Consider the following 19878-nt stretch of genomic DNA (forward strand, 5'->3'; position numbering starts at 1 on the left):
CGGCTTCAGCTTCTTTTAAAATAGATACGATCTGATGTTCAGTCATCTTTTTCATGTTTAAATCCTCTGTGGGTTAATGAAGAGAATTTTCTACTTTGGGACTGTACTATTTTAGGGGATAGTTACATTTTTTATATTTAAATTCTCGTGGATTGATGGAGAAATTTCTACTTTAAGGCTGTATTCTTTTAGAAGGTAGTTACACAAAGTACCCACGAACGACAAAAATCCTTATCGATAGTAAGATGAATTAAGAGCTGATCAGCATGATCAGATTATGGTTGCTCCTAAAGTATTTTGAAAATGCTTTAAAGCCCAGTTGTGTCCTGTAGCATCAAAGCTGGCAACGGCATGTTGATGGATGACTATTTTGTAATTTAGGTTATAAGCATCAACTGCGGTATGTAAAATACAAATATCGGTACAGACACCAGTTAAATGTATTTCTGTGATGTTTCTCTCACGCAGGCGTAAATCCAGATCAGTGCCACTGAACGCTGAATAATGACGTTTGTTTAACCAGTAAACTTGCGGATTAGATTGGTTTATTGTGTACAGTTGTTTTAATGAGCCATATAAATTCTGACCTTCTGTGCCGATGATGTTATGTGGCGGAAATAATTTATTTTCTGGATGATACTGATCGTTTGCCTGATGGGCATCAATGGCAAATACCACAAAATCTCCTTGCTCAATAAATGTTCTGGCCACATTCACTATTTCTTCTTCAATTGATTGTCCAGCCAATCCGGTTGTTAGCGCGCCATCTGTGGCGATAAAGTCATTGGTGTAATCAATTGAAATCAGTGCTTTCATATGCTGTCCACAAAACGGTTTTGGTAATTTGAAATTAGTAAGTTATAAATCATTAAATGAGTTTCTTGATATTTTAGCTTTAATTTATTGTTCATAATATAGAATTTAGTGCTAAAACTATTAGCTCACATGAGGTTATAGTCCGTATACAGCGCAGCTTGCCGGTAGTATAGTGAATACTGTATATGCAAAAATATCAGGCCAATACAGCTGATATTGGCCTGATAGCATAAGATTAGCCTGTCTGAGACAATATAGTCGCAGCGATTACTTCCAGTAACGCCACCACGGAATGGCACTATGATCCTGCCATGGTGTCTGCAAATAGGGGCTATCCGGGAAATTCTGTGCCAGTACACGTTTTGTGTCGTCGCTCAGCTTTTGCTCCCCCAAATTGGCATATGCTGAAATCATGATTGCCAGTGCTTCTTCTACATTGGGTGTATTCTGGTACTGGGAAATCACTGTCTGTGCTCGCCCCACCGCGGCCAACCAGGCGCCGCGTTTCATGTAATAGCGCGCAACTGAAAGTTCATTGCCACCAAGCGCTTCCAGCAGTTTCTGCATTTTGGCGCGGGCATCATCGGCGTATTTACTCTGGGGGAAATACTGCACCAGCTGGGCGAAGGTAGTATAGGCTTCGCGATTGGCTTTCGGATCACGGTCAGACCAGTCCTGTTTAGCCAGTTTGCTGACAAAGGATTTGTCTTCGTTCAGCTGAATCAGTGCTTTCAGATACAGCGCGTAATCCATATTTGGATGCTGCGGATACAGGCGCTGGAACTGCTCGATTGCAGCCAGTGCCTTGTCGTTCTCATCGTCCTTATAATAGGCATAGGCTGTATCAAGCTGTGCCTGTTCCGCATAGGAACCATAAGGGAAGCGTGCCTGTAGAATTTCGTATAATTTCTCAGCATGCGTATAATTACGATGCATCAGCTCGTCATGTGCTTCATTGTACAGACGCTGAACAGACCAGTCCTGGGTAATCTGGGAATCTTTATCGACCGTACTTGTGCTGGCACAGGCACTCAGTAACAAGCCTAAAGCCACCGCCGAAAACAAATTTTTCATGAAAGACACTTCTTTGTTAGAGAATGATGACGATTATAACGATGATTTGCCCTTTGCGGCAGATGATGGTGCACAAAGTTATAAAAATTGGACAGTACCTAATGAACTGGCCGGCTTGCGTCTGGATGCAGCGCTGGCAAAACTGATGCCGGAATTCTCCCGCAGCCGGCTAACTGCGTGGATAAAGGATAACCATGTTACCGTTAACGGTAGCGTGGTGCCACCCAAGTATAAGTTAATCGGTGGTGAAACTATACAGGTAGCCATTCAGCAGGATGAGAGCCAGCTGGCCTTTACACCCGAACCAATGCCGCTGGACATTATATATGAAGATGATAGTGTACTGGTACTGAATAAACCTGCCGGATTGGTGGTACATCCTGCTGCGGGCAACTGGCAGGGCACGCTGCTCAACGGGCTGCTTGCCTATTGCCCGGCGCTGGCACAGGTGCCGCGAGCAGGAATCGTGCACCGGCTGGATAAGGACACCAGTGGCCTGATGGTAGTAGCCAAAACTGTGGCAGCGCAAACACAGCTGGTACGCCAGTTACAGGCACGCACTGTAAAACGTACCTATCGTGCTGTAGCCGATGGTATTGTACCCTTTGATGGCAAAATTGAAACCCTGATTGGGCGTGATCCGCATAATCGCACCCGTATGGCTGTTGTGCCTTTTGGCGGTAAGGAAGCCATTACCCATGTAAAGGTACTGGAACGTTATGCTGATTTCAGTTATATCGAATGCCAGCTGGAAACCGGCCGTACCCATCAGATTCGTGTGCATATGAAAGCTGCTGGCCATCCACTGGCCGGGGATGCGCTTTACGGCAACCCGCGCCATCCGGCTACAACTGAAGTCAAGGCAGCGGTTAAAGCGTTGGCGCGTCAGGCACTGCATGCCTATCGTCTGTGCTTTATTCATCCGCAAACACAAGAAACCGTACAGTTTGAAGCACCGCTGCCAGCTGATATTTATCATTTGCTCTCTGTACTGCGTTTACAGGCAGGCATGGATTCTGCCATTAAAACCGCAGATGAGTGGCAGCAGCGTCTGGGTACTGAAGCGGAAGATGAAGACTGGGATGACGATGATTATGATGTGGATGTTATTTATGTACGCGAATAAGGCAGTACGATGAACCAGTGGGACATGAATCAGGCACTTGGTCTGACTCAGGACAAAAAATCCTTTTTTGAGGCAGAATGGCCGGCACCGGCTAATGTACACACCTTGATTTCTACGCGTCAGGGCGGCGTGAGCAGGCCGCCATTTGCTTCATTAAATGTTGGTGCACATGTTGGTGATTATTCTGAGGCTGTACAGCATAATCGTGCACTGGTGCAGCAGCAGGTGGCAAAACCGCTGGCCTATCTGAATCAGATACACAGTGCCGAGGTAACAGATGCTATGTCGGCATTAACTGCATTGCAGGCAGGTAAACCGGAAGCTGCCGATGCCAGCTTCTGCCGTCAGGGTGAAGCAGTAGCCTGCGCCATTATGACTGCGGATTGTCTGCCGGTATTGCTGTGCGACCGTGCCGGTACTGTAGTGGCTGCGGCGCATGCCGGCTGGCGCGGGCTGGCAAATGGGGTATTGCAGAATACGGTAGAGGCCATGCAGGTCAATCCCCTGGAAATTCTTGCTTATCTGGGGCCGGCAATCGGGCCGGAAGCCTTTGAGGTTGGAACGGAAGTATGGGAAGCATTTTGCCTGCGCCAGCCCAAGGCACAGGCAGCATTTACCGATATTGGTAATGACCATTATCTGGCAGATATTTATGCGCTGGCGCGGCTAGCTCTGGCTGATGCGGGTGTACATCAGGTTTATGGTGGCACAGAATGTACGGTTTTACAGCGCGAACGTTATTTTTCCTATCGGCGTGACGGGCAAACCGGACGTATGCTCAGTGCAATCTGGCTGGACTAAAAATAAATTCTAAAAGGTACCGCTGGCAATAATCAACGCCTGTAACTGAAAATGATGCCGGTAGGGGGCAGTGTTAGTGCACCTTAGCAGTAAACAATGCGTTTATAAGGATAAAACACTATCTGACTTTTATGCTAGAAAAAGCTGAATCTGACGGCATTGTGGTAGCAGCGCAAACTATTACTGTACTGTGTGCATTTCATGCTGTATTGCAGCGACATGCCGTAGTTAAGGTTATAAGTGGGCGAAAGCGGGTGTCTGAGACGAAACGATAGAAGACTGATGGCGTTTTACTTCGCGATAGAATGTTTCGGTATAACTCAGGTAATCACAATGATAATAATGTTGTATTGAGGTAAGAAACAACAGCTGGTGTATTTGTAGGTATTTGTGCTCAGGAAAATGAAGGTGTCGCGCAAAGTGATACATGGTGTAATAGAACTGGCACTTACTTAAAAGAAAGTTAATGTTCCCCTACAAAATTCTTTATCTGCTGTGCCACCGATAAGCAGCCCAAAATCAATAGACTGTTTTCAGTTTCAGGCATGAATACAATAGACATGCTGTTAAATGATTAAAATATATTAAATTTTAAACATACCCAAAAGATTATGACTATATAAGATTATATACAGTAGATGTTGATTGTTTTTTTTAAGCTAATAATTCATTTTTATTAAACGTATATTAATATTAAATAAAAAATATTAATTGTTATGTGATATAAGCTTACATATAATGCTAGGTTTATTACGTTTTACACAGATATATGAAGTTTGCAATATCTGCTTGGCGTGCGGTTAGTCCTTTTCACCAGACGTTAGCAGACTGGCGGCAATGGGTAGCACAAGGGAGGGACATCAATGGCTTAACGGCCAGAGATATTGATGTTTCTTTTTTACCTGCTATGAAAAGGCGTCGCTTAAGTTCAGCAGCCCGTTTAATGTTTGCAGCGTCATGGCCGCTGTTGCCCGAAAATATATCCTGTCCGGTGGTTTTCGTTTCTCATGATGGTGAGATTAACCGCAGTTTTCAATTGTGGCAAAGTTTGCTACAGCAGGAAGAATTGTCACCGACTTCATTTGCTTTGTCTGTGCATAATGCCATTGTCGGTCAGTGGTCGCTGATGCGTGCGGACATGAGTGAGTGTATAGCTTTAAGCGCGCGATACAATGGTCTGGAAATGGGCATTACCGAAGCGGTAGGTTTGCTGGAAGAGGGTGCATCGCAGGTTTTGGTGGTGGTAGTGGAAGAACCCATTGCGGCTGAATATAACGTAGCAGCAGTGCGTGCGCCATTTCCACTGGCATTGGGGTTAATCCTCACCACAGGTGAGCAGACAAGTCTGACCTACAGTCCGATGATGGCAGAGGCTACAGATAACCCACTGGCTGGTACACTGAATTATTACAGTAGTACGCTGGATTGGATTGTCCAACAGGTAACAGCGCAGACTGTGCGCAGGCAGCCTGCTGAACAGGGGGTCTGGCAGTGGCGGATTGGCTGATGGGTTGGTGCAACTGGATGTGGCGCTGGTGTGCAACGGCAATGGGCTTTGTAATTTTTGGTGTATTTGGGCTGCTGTTTAAAATTATCCTGTTGCCTTATACCTTGCCATCGGCAAAAAACAGTGCGGCCAGTCAGATACGGGCACGGCGGCTGGTTGCGCATATTTGGGCTGCATTTATCCGTTATTTAAGTGTTACAGGTGTCATTACTGTTCGTTACCATGGCTTTGAACGCCTTGGACAACCCGGGCAGCTGATTCTGGTGAATCATCCGTCATTACTGGATGTGGTGTTTATGCTGGCTAAAGTTCCCACACTTAATTGCATTGTTAAAAAAGATCTGTTGCGTAACCCAGTAATGAAAAGCCCAATACTTGCCTGTGGATTCTTGCCAAATGATGAATCGCTGCAAGTTGTTGAAGATGCTGATGCTGTATTGCGTGGCGGACAAAGCCTGCTGATTTTTCCTGAAGGTACACGTACTGGATGGGATAACAAAATAAATTTTAATCGCGGCGCTGTGTCTATTGGATTGCGCAGTGCCCGTGTGATTACGCCGGTAGTGATTGCGATGAATCCGCCGGCGCTGAAAAAGCACCAACCTTGGTATCAGGTGCCGAAACAGAAAATTCGTTATGATTTTTATGTTGGTGATGATATCGACCCACAACAGTGGTTACAACACAAACCTTTGCCCATAGCGGCAAGAAAACTTAATCAGCAATTGCAGGAATATTTCCAGCATGAATGCAGTAAAAGAAAGCAGTGAATGAGTGATTTAGTTATTCAGATTAAAGAATTGATTATTGACAGTTTGGGGCTGGAAGACATCACGGTAGATGATATCGGTGATGATATGGCCTTATTTGGTGATGACGGCCTCGGGCTGGATTCTGTAGATGCTCTGGAGTTGGGACTGGCAATCCAGAAAAAATTTGGCCTGCAAATGGAAAACGACAGCAGTCAGCTGCGCGAGCATTTTTTCAGTGTCAATTCATTAGCCAGTTATATTCAAAGCAAGCACTGAAAATAACCTGATTTTATTTAAAAGGGAAAACCGGCTTATGACTGAACAGGAAATTTATGCCATTTTGGCAAACGCATTGGAAAATCTGTTTGAAATTGCACCAGAGCGAATCAAGCCTGAAGCCGATTTATTTACGGATTTGGAAATTGACAGTATTGATGCCATTGATTTGATTGATTACATCAAACGCCAGACCGGGCACAAATTACAGGCAGAAGATTTTCGCAGCGTGCGTACGGTGGCTGATGTGATTCAGGCAGTCATGAACAAGGCCAAACAGGCAAATAATGCCTAGGCTGTATGCAGTCATTAATGCGGTACTGGTTCTGGTTAGTATCCTGTATCCGTTTATCTGGTATTTTGGCCAGAAATATACTGGGGTAATTCCGGTTGCTGTACTGATGGCTATCATCTGGCTGTTACGGGCTTTGTTTAACAAAAAACCATTACAGAAGTTATTGTCGTGTGCACTGATGCTTGTGTTTGTACTGCTGGCTTGGTTGCATTCGACTACAGCTATGTACTGGTATCCGGTCATGGTAAGTATGCTGCTGTTGCTGGTGTTTGCCTCCAGCCTGTTTAGCCGGCAGTCAATCATTGAACGTCTTGCCCGTTTACAGCATCCAGACCTGCCCGATACTGGAGTACGCTATACCAGACGGGTTACGCAGATATGGTGTGGTTTTTTCTGCATGAATATTCTGTTAACTTCAGGCCTGATTCTGGGTCAATACTGGCACGCTTGGGCGGTGTATACCGGCGTGATTTCTTATCTGCTGATGGGAATATTGTTTGGCGGAGAATTTCTGTACCGACGGCTAAGATTAAAAATATAAATATGATGATGGCAGAACAATTCTGGGCAGAACGTACCCATAGTCAGGCTTTATTTGCTACTGGTGCAGACAGCTTGAGCTGGCAGCAGGCTATGCAACAAATAACCGCATTAGGCCAGTATTTATCTGATCAGTCGGTGAAGCGTGCTGGCCTGTATTTTGATGATGCTGCTTATTTTGCCATCGCTTTATTGGCTTGTGTGCAGGCAGATATTGATGTTTATCTGCCGGCCAATCTATCTGATGACAACTGCTTGTGGCTGGAGCAGACTGTAGATATTTATCTGGCTGATGAAATCACGAATAAACTTGCCATACCCGCATTGCCAGCATCAAGGTGGGCTGAACTTGGCTGCGCAGAAGCAAATTGTCATTTTGTCAATAATATTGCTGTTGTCCTGCAAACATCCGGCTCTACCGGTGCGGCCAAACTGATTAATAAAAACTGGCACGAGTTATGCCTTGAAGCACAGATACTGGCCGCAACACTGCCGGGTGCAATGATTCAAGACCGGCCGGTTGTACTGGGCAGTGTCAGTGTGCAGCACATGTATGGCTTGAGTTTTCGTATTATGCTCAGTCTGTATCTGGGCTTGCCTGTTTACCGGCAGCGTCTGCTTTTTCCTGAAGTGCTGCTGGTGACCAGTCAGACTTACAGGAATGTTATCTGGGTTAGCAGTCCGACTCTGCTGCATACTCTGCGCTTATCCCATGATATTTCTCTGGCGCAAGGACATGTTGTTGCGGTTATTTCTGCTGGGGGTGTACTGGCACAAACCAGTAAGGCTTTTCTACTCGAGCATATCTGTCCTAATGTGGTAGAAATCTACGGTAGTACTGAAACTGGTGCAGTAGGCTATCGAAGTGACCAGCCTCACTGGCAGTTTTTTCAGGATGTCAGCCATAGAGTTGAAGAGAATGGCTTGGCTATTCTGTCACCGCGCTGTACGACAGAACAGATACTGGCTGATGCAATAGTCGAGTACGAAAACGGTTTTGAACTATTGGGACGGCTGGATCGTATCATTAAACTGGCTGATAAACGCATTTCCCTGATGCAACTGGAAAATAAGCTCATGGCTCATGAGTGGGTGGCCGATATTCACATTCTGAAGCATCCTGAGGGTACTCATCTGGCCGCGTGGGTGGCTTTGAATGATGCCGGTATTCAGGCTTGGGGTGAGCAGGGACGCAAACAGGTTATCCTTGAGTTGAAAGAATGTCTGGCCGGAAGTCAGGAAAAGATTGCACTGCCGCGTCACTGGCGATTTACAACTGCTTTACCCCGCAATGCCCAAAGTAAACTCAATCCAGCTGACATACAACAGGCTATTTTACAGCCTGTTACCCATCCTATTGTTTTAGATCAGAAAGCTGTTGCGGACGATGAGTATAGGCTACGCATACAGGTTCCACTCGATCTCGTGTATTTCAGAGGCCATTTCGATGTCTTTCATCTGGTACCGGGGGTGATCCAGATAAAATGGATTATAGAGTTACTGCAACAGTGCTCATGGTTAGTTCAGGCGCCATTGCAGATGGAAAACTTGAAATTCCAGCATTTTCTGCGGCCGGCTGATATTGTTGAGCTGGTGTTTAAACGTGATTGTATACGCCGGAAAATATCCTTTCAGTGCTTCATGCACGACAAAAAAATTTCTTCTGGCCGGCTGGTGATTCCTGATAGCGAGAGTCATGCATTATGAAATTGCTGGCAGTGATTCCGCATTACAACCATGTGCATACTGTAGGTAAGGTGGCACAGGCAATGCAGGCTTTCGGAATAGACTGCCTGATTGTAGATGATGGTTCTGATGATGCAGCGAGAACGGCACTACAACAATTATCACAGCCTGATATTGAGGTGATATATCGTGCCCAGAATGGGGGCAAGGGTGCAGCGGTAAAGGACGGGATAAAGTATGCTGCCCAGCATGGCTATACCCATGTATTGCAGGTAGATGCTGATGCCCAGCATTGTCTGGCAGATACGCAAAAACTGGTGGCAGCAGCCATAGCACAGCCGCAGGCAGTCGTTTGTGGCCGGCCGGTATATGGTACTGACACACCCAATGCACGGCTATATGGGCGCAAGATTACCAATTTCTGGTTGGCAGTGAATACTTTATCACTGGACATCAAAGATGGTATGTGCGGATTCCGTATTTATCCGCTGGTGCCGACTATTGATGTGATTAATAGCGAACATGTTGGCAATTACATGGATTTTGATGCCGAGCTTTTGGTGTACCTGCATTGGCGAGGCTGTGCCTTTGTCTGGATTGATACACCAGTGACTTATGCATCTGACGGCGTTTCACATTTTCGTGTCTGGCAAGACAATATCCTGATTTCCAGAATGCATGCGCGTTTATTTGTGAATATGTTATGGCATGCACCCGGCCTGTTGTGGCGCCGCTGGCAAAGGAAAATACATGACTAAATCCAGCCGTCACTGGGCAAACCAGCAGGAACGTGGCAGTAACATAGCTTTGTTGCTTACCCGTTATCTGGCCAAATACTGTCCGGCGTGGATTTTGTCGCCGATAGTTTGTCTGGTAGTAGCGTATTTTTATCTGACTGCGGCGGCAGCACGCCGTAATGTGGCTCGTTATCAGCATTTACTCGCACAAAGCTGTGCTGAACTGGCGCCGGTTTTAGCCAGAAAAGGTTCGGTTTTCCGGCAATTTTATGCTTTTGCACAGGCTATTGTAGATCGCTTTGCGGTCTGGCAGGGGCGTATCAGTTATGAAGACCTGATTATTCATGACTCGGATAATCTTTCTCAGGATATTGAACAGCCAGTTGCAGGGACTACCGGGCAGATATTTGTCTGTTCGCATCTGGGGAATACGGAAATTTGTCGTGCTCTGGTCAGAAAGCACCAGAATCTGGTTCTGAATGTATTGATTCACAGCGGTCATGCAGTGAAATTCAATCAGGCATTAAAAGATGCCGGTGCTTGCCGGATTCGCCTGATTCAGGTGACATCGCTGGATGCGAAAATGATGATGGAGTTAAATGAGCGCGTGCAGCGTGGTGAATGGCTGGCTATTGCTGCTGACAGGGTACCAGTACGGGGAGAGAAAACCGTGGCCGTACCGTTTCTACAGCAAATGGCACGCTGGCCGCAAGGGCCGTGGTTATTGGCAGGCTTGTTGAAAGTACCAGTTAATACACTGTTTTGTATCAAACAGCAGGGTAAATACCATTTGTACTTGCAGCGTTTTGCTACCAGTGTTCGCTGGCAGCGGCAGCATCGGGAACAGTGTATTGAGCAGTATGTTCGACAGTATGCTCAATTGCTGGGTGCTTATTGCATCAAGGCACCAAGACAGTGGTTTAATTTTTTCGACTTTTGGAATCAGGATGACAGGGCAGCATAGGCAGTTGCGTCACAGTACGGTACTGGAAGTACCTTTCTTTGATGTTGATTCAATGGATATTGTCTGGCATGGGCACTATGTCAAATATCTGGAAGTGGCACGCTGTGCTTTTTTAAGTGCCATTGGTTATGATTACAATGTCATGAAAGCCAATGGTTATGGCTGGCCGATTGTGCAATTGCAGCTAAAGTATGTGCGGCCGGCTGTTTTCGGACAAAAAATCCGCATTGAAGTTATTTTAAAAGAATATGAGAGCTGCCTGAAATTTGATTATGTCATCAGCGATTGTTGCTGCGGAGAAAAACTAACCAAAGCTTCCAGTATGCAGGTGGCCGTGTGTATGGCCACGCGGGAAACGCAGTTTCAGACACCGGAAAGCTGGTTACAGGCAGTTAGACAGGCTATGCAAAATGGCTTGGAAGGAGAAGATTAATATGTTGAAAAAGTGTTTATTGGTATGCTGGTGCTGCCTGTTAAGCGGTTTTTTATGGGCATTTGATTTAACTGATTTGCAAAACCAGCTACAACAGCCGCAAAGTATTAAGGGAGATTTCACCCAGCAGCGTTATCTGCGCAGTACCAGCAAGCCGGTTATAGCGCAAGGGCAGTTTGTGCTGGTGCCAAAAGCCGGTTTGTTATGGCAGATGAAAAAACCTTTTACCGATACCATGCGGGTGCGCCAGTCCGGTATTGAGCAGCTCAATGCGAATAATCAGTGGATAGCCAGCAAGCAGTCGGCCGGTGCGCAAAAAAATCAGGTAAAGCTGTTTCTGGATTTGCTTGCCGGGCAAACCAGTGGTTTACAAAGCCAGTTTACTCTGCAATTAGAAGGCACAGCCCAGAACTGGCAATTGCACCTCCTACCGAAAAGCGTATTGATGAAACAGATTTTCACCAGAATCGATATTCACGGTGATAGTGTGGTAAAAAAAATCACGCTGTCTGAAGTACAGGGCGACCGCACTGAGATTACATTTACTGCCCTGAAGGTCAATGCTGCCCTGAACAGGTTTGAACAACATGCCGTTTTACCGTAAACGCATCTGGGCGTGGCTGTATTTGCTGCTGATTCTTTGCGTGGCGGCTGCATTACTGTGCAGTTGGCTGCAACAGAATCGTCTGGATACTGATTTAACCAGCCTGTTACCGGCAGATGGGCAAAACATACAGGCACAGCAGCTGGCTAAAATGCGCATGAATCAGCGCATGAACCGTGACATTGTGGTGTTACTGGGCAGTGATTCGCCTGATAAAGCGATGGCTGCGGCACACATGCTTCAGAAAAAATGGCAGGACAGCGGTGTATTTGAGGCTGTTACCGGCAAAATTGAACCTGATGTGGCTGCTTTGCAGGCCAATATGCAGAGGTTGCGTCTGGCGGTGGTAGCAGAAGCCAGCTGGCGCAATATCATGAATCAGCCCAGAGATGCTTTTACCAGACAGGCACAGGCTTTGGTTAATCCGTTTGCAGAACGCAGTGTATTGCCTATTGAGCAGGACTGGCTGGGTCTGGGTAATATCATCATGCATCAGGCCAGTCAGGATGGGCCGGTTTTTTATAATGTTCAAACTGGCTGGCTGAATATTGATGATGGTAAGACAACATGGATTTTATTACGGGCGCGATTACCGGAAAAAGCCGGTCTGATTAACGTACCCGATGGCCTGCTTACGCTGATTCATGATACGCAGGCTTCTTTGGCACAGCAAAAGGTGCAAGTACTGATGGCAGGTGGCGCTATTTTTGCCGCAGAAAATAAAACCACCGGTGAACGAGAAAGCCAGTATATGAGTATACTGGGTATGGGGTTGACTTTTCTGCTGCTGCTGCTGCTTTTCCGCAGCCTGCGTATTTTATATTTATTGCTGCCTCTGGCCGTGGGTATCTTGTTTGGCATGGCGGCAACTGTGGCGCTCTGCGGACATATTCATATTCTGACATTGGTGGTTGGAACCAGCCTGATGGGGGTATTACTGGATTTCCCCCTGCACTGGCTGGCCAGCGGAGTCATTCAGCAGCAATGGCAGCGCTGGCAGGCTTTGCATATGGCCAGTAAAGCCTTTTTATTGAGCCTGATTATTACCCTATTGGGTTATGCGGCTTTACTGATTACGCCACTGCCGATACTGCAACAAACGGCGATATTTTCTGCAGCTGCGCTGATTAGTGCATTTTTATTCAGTTTGCTGTGTTTGCCAGCTTTTTTTACCACCACTCAGGCGCGCATTCATCCGCGGGCTTTGCATGCCATGCTGGCTCTGGGCAGCCTGATTATCAGTTGCCGGCAGGTGATGGTGCAGAAAAGATGGCCACTATTGATGGTGTTATTACTGCTGACCGGTGGCCTGTTACGATTAGATACCCACGATGATATCCGCCAGTGGGTGAATCTGTCGCCAGAATGGATGGCACAGGCGCAGAAAATTGGTGTACTTACCCAAACCATGCCTGCTGGCCAGTATTTTGTACTACAGGCAAATAATGACGATGAACTGTTAATCAAAAGCCATGCTCTGGGACAATCGTTACAGACTCTGGTGGCGCAAAAGCAATTAACTGGTTTTCAATCTCTGGATCAGTGGATTACGCCGCTTAGCATACAAAAACAACGCCAGCAGGACGTAGGTAGCCTGATGGCCAATGCTGATAACTGGCAGGACTTAATCCGTCTGGGAATCGCTGAACGCAGTATTCAGGCCTACTTGTCCGGTTTGCAGCAGCAGCCTCTGCAAACCATCGCCCAGAGCCTTGATAATGATCTGGCTACAGCCTGGCAGGATTTATATTTGGGCAAGATGGCCAATGGACAGGTGGCGGCTATTGTTAGCCTGTCAGGGGTAAGCCATGTTGCTGCCTTGCAAAAGCTGGCTGATAAAAATAACGGTATTTATTTTGTTAATAATTTACAAGCATTAAATCACTTATTTACGCATACGCGCAATCAAGCCATCGCCCTGAAAGTGGCTTCTTATCTGATAGCCATTGTGTTACTGGCTTATGTTTTTGGCTGGCGTAAAGGTATGCTGCTGCTGGCTGTACCCGTTCTGTCTTCATTGTCCTGTTTAGCAATATTTGCTTATGCAGGCTGGCCGTTATCTTTGTTTGCCATTTTTGGTCTGTTTCTGGTAACGGCCATTGGTATGGACTATGCCATTTATGTGTCAATCAAACAGATGGCTGTTGCAGAACGTCTGGCCGGTGTGCTACTGGCCGCAACAACGACAATGATTTCATTTGCTATTCTTGGTTTCAGTGCGACGCCGGCTATTGCCAGCTTTGGTCGCAGTGTTGCCTTCGGCGTATTTTTTAGCATGATACTGGCACTGGCCTTACTGCCCAGAGCCAGCAACAAGGGGGGGTGTAATGAATCAGTTTGATGTAGTGATTATCGGTGCCGGACCGGCCGGCGCCATCGCCAGTGCTTTATTGAATAAAAAGGGTTATCGTGTTTGTGTATTGGAAAAGCAGATTTTTCCCCGTTTTGTGATTGGTGAAAGCCTGCTGCCACACTGTATGGAATTTATCGCTGAAGCAGGGATGCTGGAAGCGGTAAATGCAGGTGTTGAGGATGGTTTCCAGTTTAAGAATGGTGCTGCATTCAGTTGGGGTGATCGCTATACCACTATAGATTTTACGGATAAATTTTCATCTGGTCCGGGCACAACTTTTCAGGTAACGCGTGCCCGTTTCGACCATATTCTTATCAGTGAAGCGCAAAAGCAGGGTGTGAAGGTCTGTTTTGAGCATAGTGTAAATGGTATTGAATTTGAGCAGGATGCGGCTGTACTGTCAGTAACAGATGCACAGGGCATGCCTTATCAGATTCAGGCACAATTTGTACTGGACGCCAGTGGCTATGGACGGGTACTGGCAAAATTGCTGAATCTGGAACAGCCCTCTTCATTACCAGAGCGCATGGCTTATTTTACCCATATTGATGACAATGTCACTGATACGGCATTTGACCGCAATAAGATTCTGATATGTACCCATCCGGATTTGCGTGATGTATGGATCTGGTTTATTCCATTCAGCAATAACCGTACTTCTATTGGTGTGGTGGGTTTACCGGAATGTCTGAATAATCACGGTGCAGAAGGTGCAGAGGCAATTTTGCAAAAATTTGTTAGTGAAGTGCCAATGCTCAAGCGTATTCTGGTTAATGCACAATGGCATAACGATGTACCATTTCGAACTCTGCGTAATTATTCTGCTAATGTCAAAAGTCTGTATGGGCAGCGTTTTGCCTTATTGGGGAATGCTTCCGAGTTTCTCGACCCGGTCTTTTCTTCTGGCGTGACAATTGCCATGCATTCGGCCAAGCTGGCCGCGGATATTCTGCACCGGCAGTTTTCAGGAGAAGCAGTAAACTGGCAGCAGGATTATGCTGATGCATTACAGGTGGGTATCAACACATTTAAAACCTATGTCAATGGCTGGTACAGTACTGCTTTTCAGGATGTAATCTATGCTGAACATACTAATCCTGACATCAGACGCATGATTAGTTCCATTCTTGCTGGCTATGCATGGGATGAAACTAATCCGTATGTAATCAATTCAGAACGCCGTCTGGCTGTGCTGGCAGAAATATGTGGTCAAGCCAAATGATGTTAAAGAAAGGTTTTATCTGGCTGCTATTGATGCTTGGTTTACATGGCTGCCACAGTGTTCCAGTAATTGATACCTTACCTGTATTAAAGCAGACATTAAGCTTACAGGTCACCGATGCAGATGGAAGCAACAGTCTGCTGTTAATTGAACCGCTGACGCTACAACAATGGCGCTTTGTGCAGGTAGATAGTCTGGGGGCACCAGTATCCAGACAGATTCTGCAACGGGGTAAGTGGCATAACGATGGTTTTCTGCCGCCCAATCCTAAAGCGCGGCAGTTATTTACTGCTGTTTATGCCTATCTTGGCCATCAGCATCACTGGCCAGTACCCGCTACGCTGAATGATGTGAGGATTTCTTCCAGTGCTGACGATGCTGTTGCTGATATCAGCTGGCATAATCAGCATTGGCAAATCAGGGAGATGGCTAATGATTAAGCCGGTTTTTTTAAGCCGTCCGGCAATGGTCAGCGCGCTGGGCTGTGGTGTGCATGAGCATATCAGTGCGCTGTTGGCTAGGGAAGGCAGCTATCTCACCAGTAGCGATTACTGGGTAAGCGGCCAATCGTATTTATTTGGTACAGTGCAGTCTCCTCTGCGACCTTTTCCGGCTGATTTAAAGCCTGATTTCTGTAGCCGCAATAATCAGTTGTTGTGGCATGCACTTTTTCAGATTGAGGACGATATCCAGACCGCAATTGCCGAATATGGTGCCGACCGTGTAGCTGTGGTGCTGGGAACATCAACAACAGGTGGTGATGAGAACCGAGCTGCGCTTGAACACGGTTTTATCCGGCAGGATTGGGCGAACAGTGGTTACAATCAGGCTTTGCAGTTAATGTCTTCACCAGCAGATTTTGTTGCTCATGTATATCAGTTAAACAATGTACATTATGGTATCTCAACGGCCTGTACTTCTGGTGCACGGGCACTGATTAGTGCAGCCCGTTTACTGCGTATGGGTATGTGTGATGCGGTAATTTGTGGCGGAGTAGATACGCTGTCAGCGCTAACCATTAATGGTTTCCATGCATTACAGGTCTTATCATCCGGGCAGTGTCAGCCGTTTACGGCTGAACGTAATGGTATCAATATTGGTGAAGCGGCTGCTGTATTCGTGATGACCCGTGATTCGGCTAAAGGATTGCCATTATTGGGCTATGGTTCCAGCAGTGATGCCTATCATATGTCCAGCCCGCGACCTGATGCTGTGGGCGCCAGAAAAGTGATTCAGCAGGCCTTACAAAAAGCACAGTTACCGGCCAGTGCCGTGGGCTGGGTTAATCTGCACGGTACCGGCACTATTCAGAATGATGCCATGGAAGCACTGGCTATTCACAGCGAATTGGGTGCAGAAGTTTCCTGCGCTTCAACCAAGGCATTAACCGGCCACACACTTGGTGCTGCCGGCGCCCTTGAAGCAGCTTTTTTATGGACAGTGATCAGTCAGCAAACCAATCCTGCTGGTGAGTTACCCCTGCACCGGGCTAACGCGCCTATCGACCCGGCATTAGCACCCATTCATCTGACCAGTTTTCAGGAAACCTTTGCTGCCGACCGTCGGCGCATAGCATTAAGCACTTCATTTGCTTTTGGTGGCAATAACACGGCATTGATTATGGGGAGCAATGATGCAAACCCCTATTTATGATGTAGCTGCTTTATTGCCACACAGTGGCCGGATGGTGTTACTGGATGAAATTGCCGCCTACGATGAGCAAAGTCTGACAGCTTATGCCTGCGTAAAACCACAGCAGATACTGGTTACCGATGGTTGTTTACCATCCTGGGCTGCCATGGAAATTATGGCTCAGGGCGTTGCCGCCTGGGCGGGAGCGTTAGCTTGTGATGCCGGTGAACCGGTGCGGCTGGGTTTTTTACTCGGAACAAGAAAATTACAGCTTTATTTTTCCACACTGCCCGTACCGGCTGTATTGGCGGTTAAGATTCAGGCCTCTTTACAGGATGCCAATGGCTTTGGTGTTTTTGATAGCCAGCTATGGCTGTGTGATGAAACCCGCACGCCAAACCAGTTACTGGCCGAGGCAGCACTCAATGTATACAGCCCTACTGAGAACATATTAACGCATGATGATGAATAACGATAAAACCATTCTGGTCACTGGTTCTGCACGCGGTATTGGCAAAGCCATAGCTCTGACGCTGGCTCGAGCCGGCTGGGATATTGTGCTGCACTGTCGCAATCAGCGTGCAGAGGCTGAAAAAGTGGCGGCAGAGATTGCCGCACTTGGTGGCCGCAGCCGCATACTGACTTTTGATATCAGTGACCGGCAGGTCTGTCAGGAAACTTTACTGGCCGATATAGAACAATACGGTGCTTATTACGGTGTGGTACTGAATGCAGGTATTACCCGTGATAATGCTTTTCCTGCGCTAAGCAATGAAGACTGGGATCAGGTATTGGGTACGAATCTGGATGGCTTCTTTAATGTTCTGCATCCGCTGATGATGCCGATGATACGCCGGCGCAAAGCAGGGCGGATTGTTTGCGTTGCGTCTGTTTCGGGCATAACCGGTAATCGGGGGCAGGTAAACTACAGTGCATCTAAAGCTGGCCTGATTGGTGCAGCCAAAGCACTGGCAGTAGAGCTGGCCAAACGTAAAATTACCGTCAATTGCGTGGCGCCCGGTTTGATTGAAACAGAAATGATTGATGAACACGTACCTGTTGCCGAGATTCTCAAAGCCATTCCCATGAATCGGATGGGACAGGCAGAAGAGGTGGCTCATGCTGTGGCTTTTCTGGTATCCGAACAGGCCGCTTACATTACCCGGCAGGTATTGGCTGTGAATGGAGGTTTATGTTGAGACGTGTTGTGATTACAGGCATGGGTGGTGTCAGCGCACTGGGGCATGACTGGCCGACGGTAAAAACTGGCTTGCTGGCTTACAAAAATAAAGTAGTCCGCATGGACAGTTGGGAACGGTATAAAGACTTGAATACCAGACTGGCTGCGCCCATTCTCGGCTACCGCCCGCCAGCGCACTGGACGCGCAAGCAGCTACGTAGCATGGGAAAAGTAGCCCAGATGTGTACACAGGCTGCGGAAAACGCACTGGCAGATGCAGGATTGCTTGGGGACGAATCAATAAAAGACGGGCGCATGGGCGTTGCCTGTGGTTCGTCTACTGGCAGCCCGCAGGATATTCGTGACATCAGCGAGCTTGTCCTCAATGGCAGTTCTGCGAATTTTAATGCCAATACCTATGTGCGCATCATGCCACATACTACTGCGGCCAATCTGTCAATTTTCTTTGGCCTGACAGGGCGGGTGATTCCTACTTCCAGTGCCTGTGCATCCGGCAATCAGGCTATCGGCTATGCTTATGAAGCAATCAAGTATGGCAAGATTGATATGATGCTGGCTGGAGGAGGAGAAGAACTATGCGTTTCTGAAGCCTTTGTATTTGATTCACTGTTTGCCACCAGTTTGCGCAACGATACGCCAGAATTGTCGCCATGTCCCTATGATGCCGGTCGTGACGGGCTGGTTATCGGGGAGGGGGCAGGTATCCTTGTGCTGGAAGAATATGAAATGGCCAAAGCCCGTGGAGCCAGAATTTATGCTGAGATAGTCGGATTTGCCTGTACCAGCGATGGTTCTCACATTACCCGTCCGGAACGTACTACCATGCGCCGTTGTATGCAAATGGCACTTGAGGATGCACATCTGCCGGCTGCTGAGGTTGGCTACATTAATGGTCACGGTACGGCAACAGAACAGGGTGATATTGCCGAAACCCTTGCTACTGCGGATGTTTTCGGACAAGTGCCCATCAGCTCACAAAAAAGTTATCTGGGGCATACACTGGGTGCCTGTGGTGCGCTGGAATCATGGTTCTCGATTCAGATGATGAACGAAGGCTGGTTTGCGCCTACCCTAAACCTGAACCAGATCGATAACCGTTGTGGCGAACTGGACTATATTGTCAACAGCGCACGTACTATCGATACCGAATTTGTCATGAACAATAATTTTGCGTTTGGCGGGGTAAACTCTTCTCTCTTATTTAAACGGCTGGGCTAGCCGGCCACCGATGCCAGTTAAAAGCGTAGTCATGCCAGCGGCCAAATCCATAAGTACAGTTTTGTGCTGCTACAGAGCAGCCAGCAGGATAAACTGCACTAATATGCCAGTGTCTATCAATGACACAGCTATAAGCCTGCACTGGAGGATTTAAGGCTGGAATATGGATTGCATCATATCCAGTTGGTATCAGACACCACCGCTGCATGTCGGTTAATTGCCCACGACTGATTTTGATAAACGCTTCCTTAAGCGTCCATAACTGGTAAAAAGCGGTGGATAAATCAGATTGCTGCGCCAGCCACCGCTGTTCATTAGTGGTGTAGCAAAGCTGTGCCAGTGCCAGAAAATCGCGTTCCTGTGCATACTCCATATCAATGCCCGGTATATACTGTGCTGAGGAGCAGGCAATCAAGCCAGCGTGGCCTTTTTTGTGGGTAAGAGAAAATTGGGGATAAGAAGCAGAAAGCTGCTGTTTTAAAAAACGGCTACTTTGCCAGTCAATACGCTGGGCTAATTGTGGATACTGTTGCAAACGCTGTTTGTCTGCCTGATCCAGTTTCAGACTGCTATACTGGCCGGATACATCGGCAGAAGCAAGCAAAATCAGGCAGTCTTGGTTCATCATGTAGTACACTTTT

22 protein-coding genes are annotated in these 19878 nt (G+C 47.1%); 19 read left to right on the forward strand and 3 right to left on the reverse strand.

Annotated elements, in window-relative coordinates; all coding sequences use genetic code 11:
- Positions 1-270: 270 nt before the first annotated feature.
- A complete protein-coding gene (locus tag GYX26_RS09460) occupies positions 271-816 on the reverse strand; it encodes a cysteine hydrolase family protein (protein WP_174829042.1) in 546 nt (181 codons plus the stop codon).
- Between the two features lie 267 nt (positions 817-1083).
- Complete coding sequence (locus GYX26_RS09465; protein WP_174829043.1) at positions 1084-1890, reverse strand: outer membrane protein assembly factor BamD; 807 nt, start codon at positions 1888-1890, stop codon at positions 1084-1086.
- On the opposite strand from GYX26_RS09465, the gene rluD reads away from it, so the two are divergent.
- The 19 genes from rluD (at position 1889) to GYX26_RS09560 (ending at position 19237) form a co-directional block, all read left to right on the forward strand.
- Positions 1889-3016 carry a 23S rRNA pseudouridine(1911/1915/1917) synthase RluD gene (gene rluD / locus GYX26_RS09470; protein WP_174829044.1) on the forward strand — a complete coding sequence of 376 codons (1128 nt, stop codon included), beginning with the start codon at positions 1889-1891 and terminating at the stop codon, positions 3014-3016. The two genes, GYX26_RS09465 and rluD, sit on opposite strands and share 2 nt — an antisense overlap.
- Positions 3017-3025: 9 nt before the next feature.
- Positions 3026-3817, forward strand: a complete 792-nt coding sequence (gene pgeF, locus GYX26_RS09475; RefSeq protein ID WP_174829045.1) for a peptidoglycan editing factor PgeF — start codon at positions 3026-3028, stop codon at positions 3815-3817.
- Between the two features lie 769 nt (positions 3818-4586).
- Positions 4587-5324, forward strand: coding sequence for a beta-ketoacyl synthase chain length factor (locus GYX26_RS09480; protein WP_174829046.1), 738 nt, complete (start codon positions 4587-4589; stop codon positions 5322-5324).
- A complete protein-coding gene (locus GYX26_RS09485) occupies positions 5324-6094 on the forward strand; it encodes a 1-acyl-sn-glycerol-3-phosphate acyltransferase (RefSeq protein ID WP_174829086.1) in 771 nt (256 codons plus the stop codon). The genes GYX26_RS09480 and GYX26_RS09485 overlap by 1 nt, the downstream gene beginning before the upstream one ends.
- Entirely contained in the window at positions 6095-6352 is a 258-nt protein-coding gene (locus tag GYX26_RS09490; RefSeq protein WP_174829047.1) for a phosphopantetheine-binding protein, read from the forward strand. It abuts the gene before it with no gap.
- A 37-nt stretch (positions 6353-6389) separates the two neighbouring features.
- On the forward strand, positions 6390-6647 hold the full coding sequence (locus GYX26_RS09495; RefSeq protein ID WP_174829048.1) for an acyl carrier protein: 258 nt from the start codon (positions 6390-6392) through the stop codon (positions 6645-6647).
- Complete coding sequence (locus GYX26_RS09500; protein WP_174829049.1) at positions 6640-7188, forward strand: hypothetical protein; 549 nt, start codon at positions 6640-6642, stop codon at positions 7186-7188. The genes GYX26_RS09495 and GYX26_RS09500 overlap by 8 nt, the downstream gene beginning before the upstream one ends.
- Before the next feature lie 2 nt (positions 7189-7190).
- Positions 7191-8894 carry an AMP-binding protein gene (locus GYX26_RS09505; protein ID WP_174829050.1) on the forward strand — a complete coding sequence of 568 codons (1704 nt, stop codon included), beginning with the start codon at positions 7191-7193 and terminating at the stop codon, positions 8892-8894.
- Positions 8891-9631 (forward strand): glycosyltransferase family 2 protein, encoded by a 741-nt coding sequence (locus GYX26_RS09510; RefSeq protein ID WP_174829051.1) that lies wholly within the window; start codon positions 8891-8893, stop codon positions 9629-9631. Before GYX26_RS09505 ends, GYX26_RS09510 begins: the two co-directional genes overlap by 4 nt.
- Positions 9624-10574, forward strand: coding sequence for a glycosyl transferase family 2 (locus GYX26_RS09515; protein WP_174829052.1), 951 nt, complete (start codon positions 9624-9626; stop codon positions 10572-10574). The genes GYX26_RS09510 and GYX26_RS09515 overlap by 8 nt, the downstream gene beginning before the upstream one ends.
- Positions 10558-11007, forward strand: a complete 450-nt coding sequence (locus GYX26_RS09520; RefSeq protein ID WP_174829053.1) for a thioesterase family protein — start codon at positions 10558-10560, stop codon at positions 11005-11007. The genes GYX26_RS09515 and GYX26_RS09520 overlap by 17 nt, the downstream gene beginning before the upstream one ends.
- A gap of 1 nt (position 11008) precedes the next feature.
- Positions 11009-11611: an outer membrane lipoprotein carrier protein LolA gene (locus GYX26_RS09525; protein WP_174829054.1), complete on the forward strand. Its 603-nt coding sequence runs from the start codon at positions 11009-11011 to the stop codon at positions 11609-11611.
- Positions 11595-13952, forward strand: a complete 2358-nt coding sequence (locus GYX26_RS09530; protein ID WP_174829055.1) for an MMPL family transporter — start codon at positions 11595-11597, stop codon at positions 13950-13952. Before GYX26_RS09525 ends, GYX26_RS09530 begins: the two co-directional genes overlap by 17 nt.
- A complete protein-coding gene (locus tag GYX26_RS09535; RefSeq protein WP_174829056.1) occupies positions 13939-15186 on the forward strand; it encodes an NAD(P)/FAD-dependent oxidoreductase in 1248 nt (415 codons plus the stop codon). Before GYX26_RS09530 ends, GYX26_RS09535 begins: the two co-directional genes overlap by 14 nt.
- Positions 15183-15626, forward strand: coding sequence for a hypothetical protein (locus GYX26_RS09540; protein ID WP_174829057.1), 444 nt, complete (start codon positions 15183-15185; stop codon positions 15624-15626). The genes GYX26_RS09535 and GYX26_RS09540 overlap by 4 nt, the downstream gene beginning before the upstream one ends.
- Positions 15619-16839, forward strand: a complete 1221-nt coding sequence (locus GYX26_RS09545; RefSeq protein WP_174829058.1) for a beta-ketoacyl-ACP synthase — start codon at positions 15619-15621, stop codon at positions 16837-16839. The genes GYX26_RS09540 and GYX26_RS09545 overlap by 8 nt, the downstream gene beginning before the upstream one ends.
- On the forward strand, positions 16820-17290 hold the full coding sequence (locus GYX26_RS09550) for a hypothetical protein (RefSeq protein WP_174829059.1): 471 nt from the start codon (positions 16820-16822) through the stop codon (positions 17288-17290). Before GYX26_RS09545 ends, GYX26_RS09550 begins: the two co-directional genes overlap by 20 nt.
- Positions 17283-18017: a 3-oxoacyl-ACP reductase FabG gene (gene fabG / locus GYX26_RS09555; protein WP_174829060.1), complete on the forward strand. Its 735-nt coding sequence runs from the start codon at positions 17283-17285 to the stop codon at positions 18015-18017. Before GYX26_RS09550 ends, fabG begins: the two co-directional genes overlap by 8 nt.
- Positions 18011-19237, forward strand: a complete 1227-nt coding sequence (locus GYX26_RS09560; protein ID WP_174829061.1) for a beta-ketoacyl-ACP synthase — start codon at positions 18011-18013, stop codon at positions 19235-19237. Before fabG ends, GYX26_RS09560 begins: the two co-directional genes overlap by 7 nt.
- Here the strand turns inward: GYX26_RS09560 and GYX26_RS09565 are convergent.
- Positions 19221-19865 carry a 4'-phosphopantetheinyl transferase superfamily protein gene (locus tag GYX26_RS09565; RefSeq protein WP_174829062.1) on the reverse strand — a complete coding sequence of 215 codons (645 nt, stop codon included), beginning with the start codon at positions 19863-19865 and terminating at the stop codon, positions 19221-19223. The genes GYX26_RS09560 and GYX26_RS09565 overlap by 17 nt on opposite strands.
- Between the last annotated feature and the right edge of the window lie 13 nt (positions 19866-19878).

Source organism: Snodgrassella sp. ESL0253 (assembly GCF_013344965.1).
Lineage (GTDB): Bacteria > Pseudomonadota > Gammaproteobacteria > Burkholderiales > Neisseriaceae > Snodgrassella > Snodgrassella alvi_B.

Excerpts from the sequence above, each read along its gene's own strand:
- GYX26_RS09460 (WP_174829042.1), bottom strand. The coding sequence starts at position 816 with ATGAAAGCACTGATTTCAATTGATTACACCAATGACTTTATCGCCACA.
- rluD (WP_174829044.1), top strand. The coding sequence starts at position 1,889 with ATGAAAGACACTTCTTTGTTAGAGAATGATGACGATTATAACGATGAT.
- GYX26_RS09465 (WP_174829043.1), bottom strand. The coding sequence starts at position 1,890 with ATGAAAAATTTGTTTTCGGCGGTGGCTTTAGGCTTGTTACTGAGTGCC.
- pgeF (WP_174829045.1), top strand. The coding sequence starts at position 3,026 with ATGAACCAGTGGGACATGAATCAGGCACTTGGTCTGACTCAGGACAAA.
- GYX26_RS09480 (WP_174829046.1), top strand. The coding sequence starts at position 4,587 with ATGAAGTTTGCAATATCTGCTTGGCGTGCGGTTAGTCCTTTTCACCAG.
- GYX26_RS09485 (WP_174829086.1), top strand. The coding sequence starts at position 5,324 with ATGGGTTGGTGCAACTGGATGTGGCGCTGGTGTGCAACGGCAATGGGC.
- GYX26_RS09490 (WP_174829047.1), top strand. The coding sequence starts at position 6,095 with ATGAGTGATTTAGTTATTCAGATTAAAGAATTGATTATTGACAGTTTG.
- GYX26_RS09495 (WP_174829048.1), top strand. The coding sequence starts at position 6,390 with ATGACTGAACAGGAAATTTATGCCATTTTGGCAAACGCATTGGAAAAT.
- GYX26_RS09500 (WP_174829049.1), top strand. The coding sequence starts at position 6,640 with ATGCCTAGGCTGTATGCAGTCATTAATGCGGTACTGGTTCTGGTTAGT.
- GYX26_RS09505 (WP_174829050.1), top strand. The coding sequence starts at position 7,191 with ATGATGATGGCAGAACAATTCTGGGCAGAACGTACCCATAGTCAGGCT.
- GYX26_RS09510 (WP_174829051.1), top strand. The coding sequence starts at position 8,891 with ATGAAATTGCTGGCAGTGATTCCGCATTACAACCATGTGCATACTGTA.
- GYX26_RS09515 (WP_174829052.1), top strand. The coding sequence starts at position 9,624 with ATGACTAAATCCAGCCGTCACTGGGCAAACCAGCAGGAACGTGGCAGT.
- GYX26_RS09520 (WP_174829053.1), top strand. The coding sequence starts at position 10,558 with ATGACAGGGCAGCATAGGCAGTTGCGTCACAGTACGGTACTGGAAGTA.
- GYX26_RS09525 (WP_174829054.1), top strand. The coding sequence starts at position 11,009 with ATGTTGAAAAAGTGTTTATTGGTATGCTGGTGCTGCCTGTTAAGCGGT.
- GYX26_RS09530 (WP_174829055.1), top strand. The coding sequence starts at position 11,595 with ATGCCGTTTTACCGTAAACGCATCTGGGCGTGGCTGTATTTGCTGCTG.
- GYX26_RS09535 (WP_174829056.1), top strand. The coding sequence starts at position 13,939 with ATGAATCAGTTTGATGTAGTGATTATCGGTGCCGGACCGGCCGGCGCC.
- GYX26_RS09540 (WP_174829057.1), top strand. The coding sequence starts at position 15,183 with ATGATGTTAAAGAAAGGTTTTATCTGGCTGCTATTGATGCTTGGTTTA.
- GYX26_RS09545 (WP_174829058.1), top strand. The coding sequence starts at position 15,619 with ATGATTAAGCCGGTTTTTTTAAGCCGTCCGGCAATGGTCAGCGCGCTG.
- GYX26_RS09550 (WP_174829059.1), top strand. The coding sequence starts at position 16,820 with ATGCAAACCCCTATTTATGATGTAGCTGCTTTATTGCCACACAGTGGC.
- fabG (WP_174829060.1), top strand. The coding sequence starts at position 17,283 with ATGAATAACGATAAAACCATTCTGGTCACTGGTTCTGCACGCGGTATT.
- GYX26_RS09560 (WP_174829061.1), top strand. The coding sequence starts at position 18,011 with ATGTTGAGACGTGTTGTGATTACAGGCATGGGTGGTGTCAGCGCACTG.
- GYX26_RS09565 (WP_174829062.1), bottom strand. The coding sequence starts at position 19,865 with ATGATGAACCAAGACTGCCTGATTTTGCTTGCTTCTGCCGATGTATCC.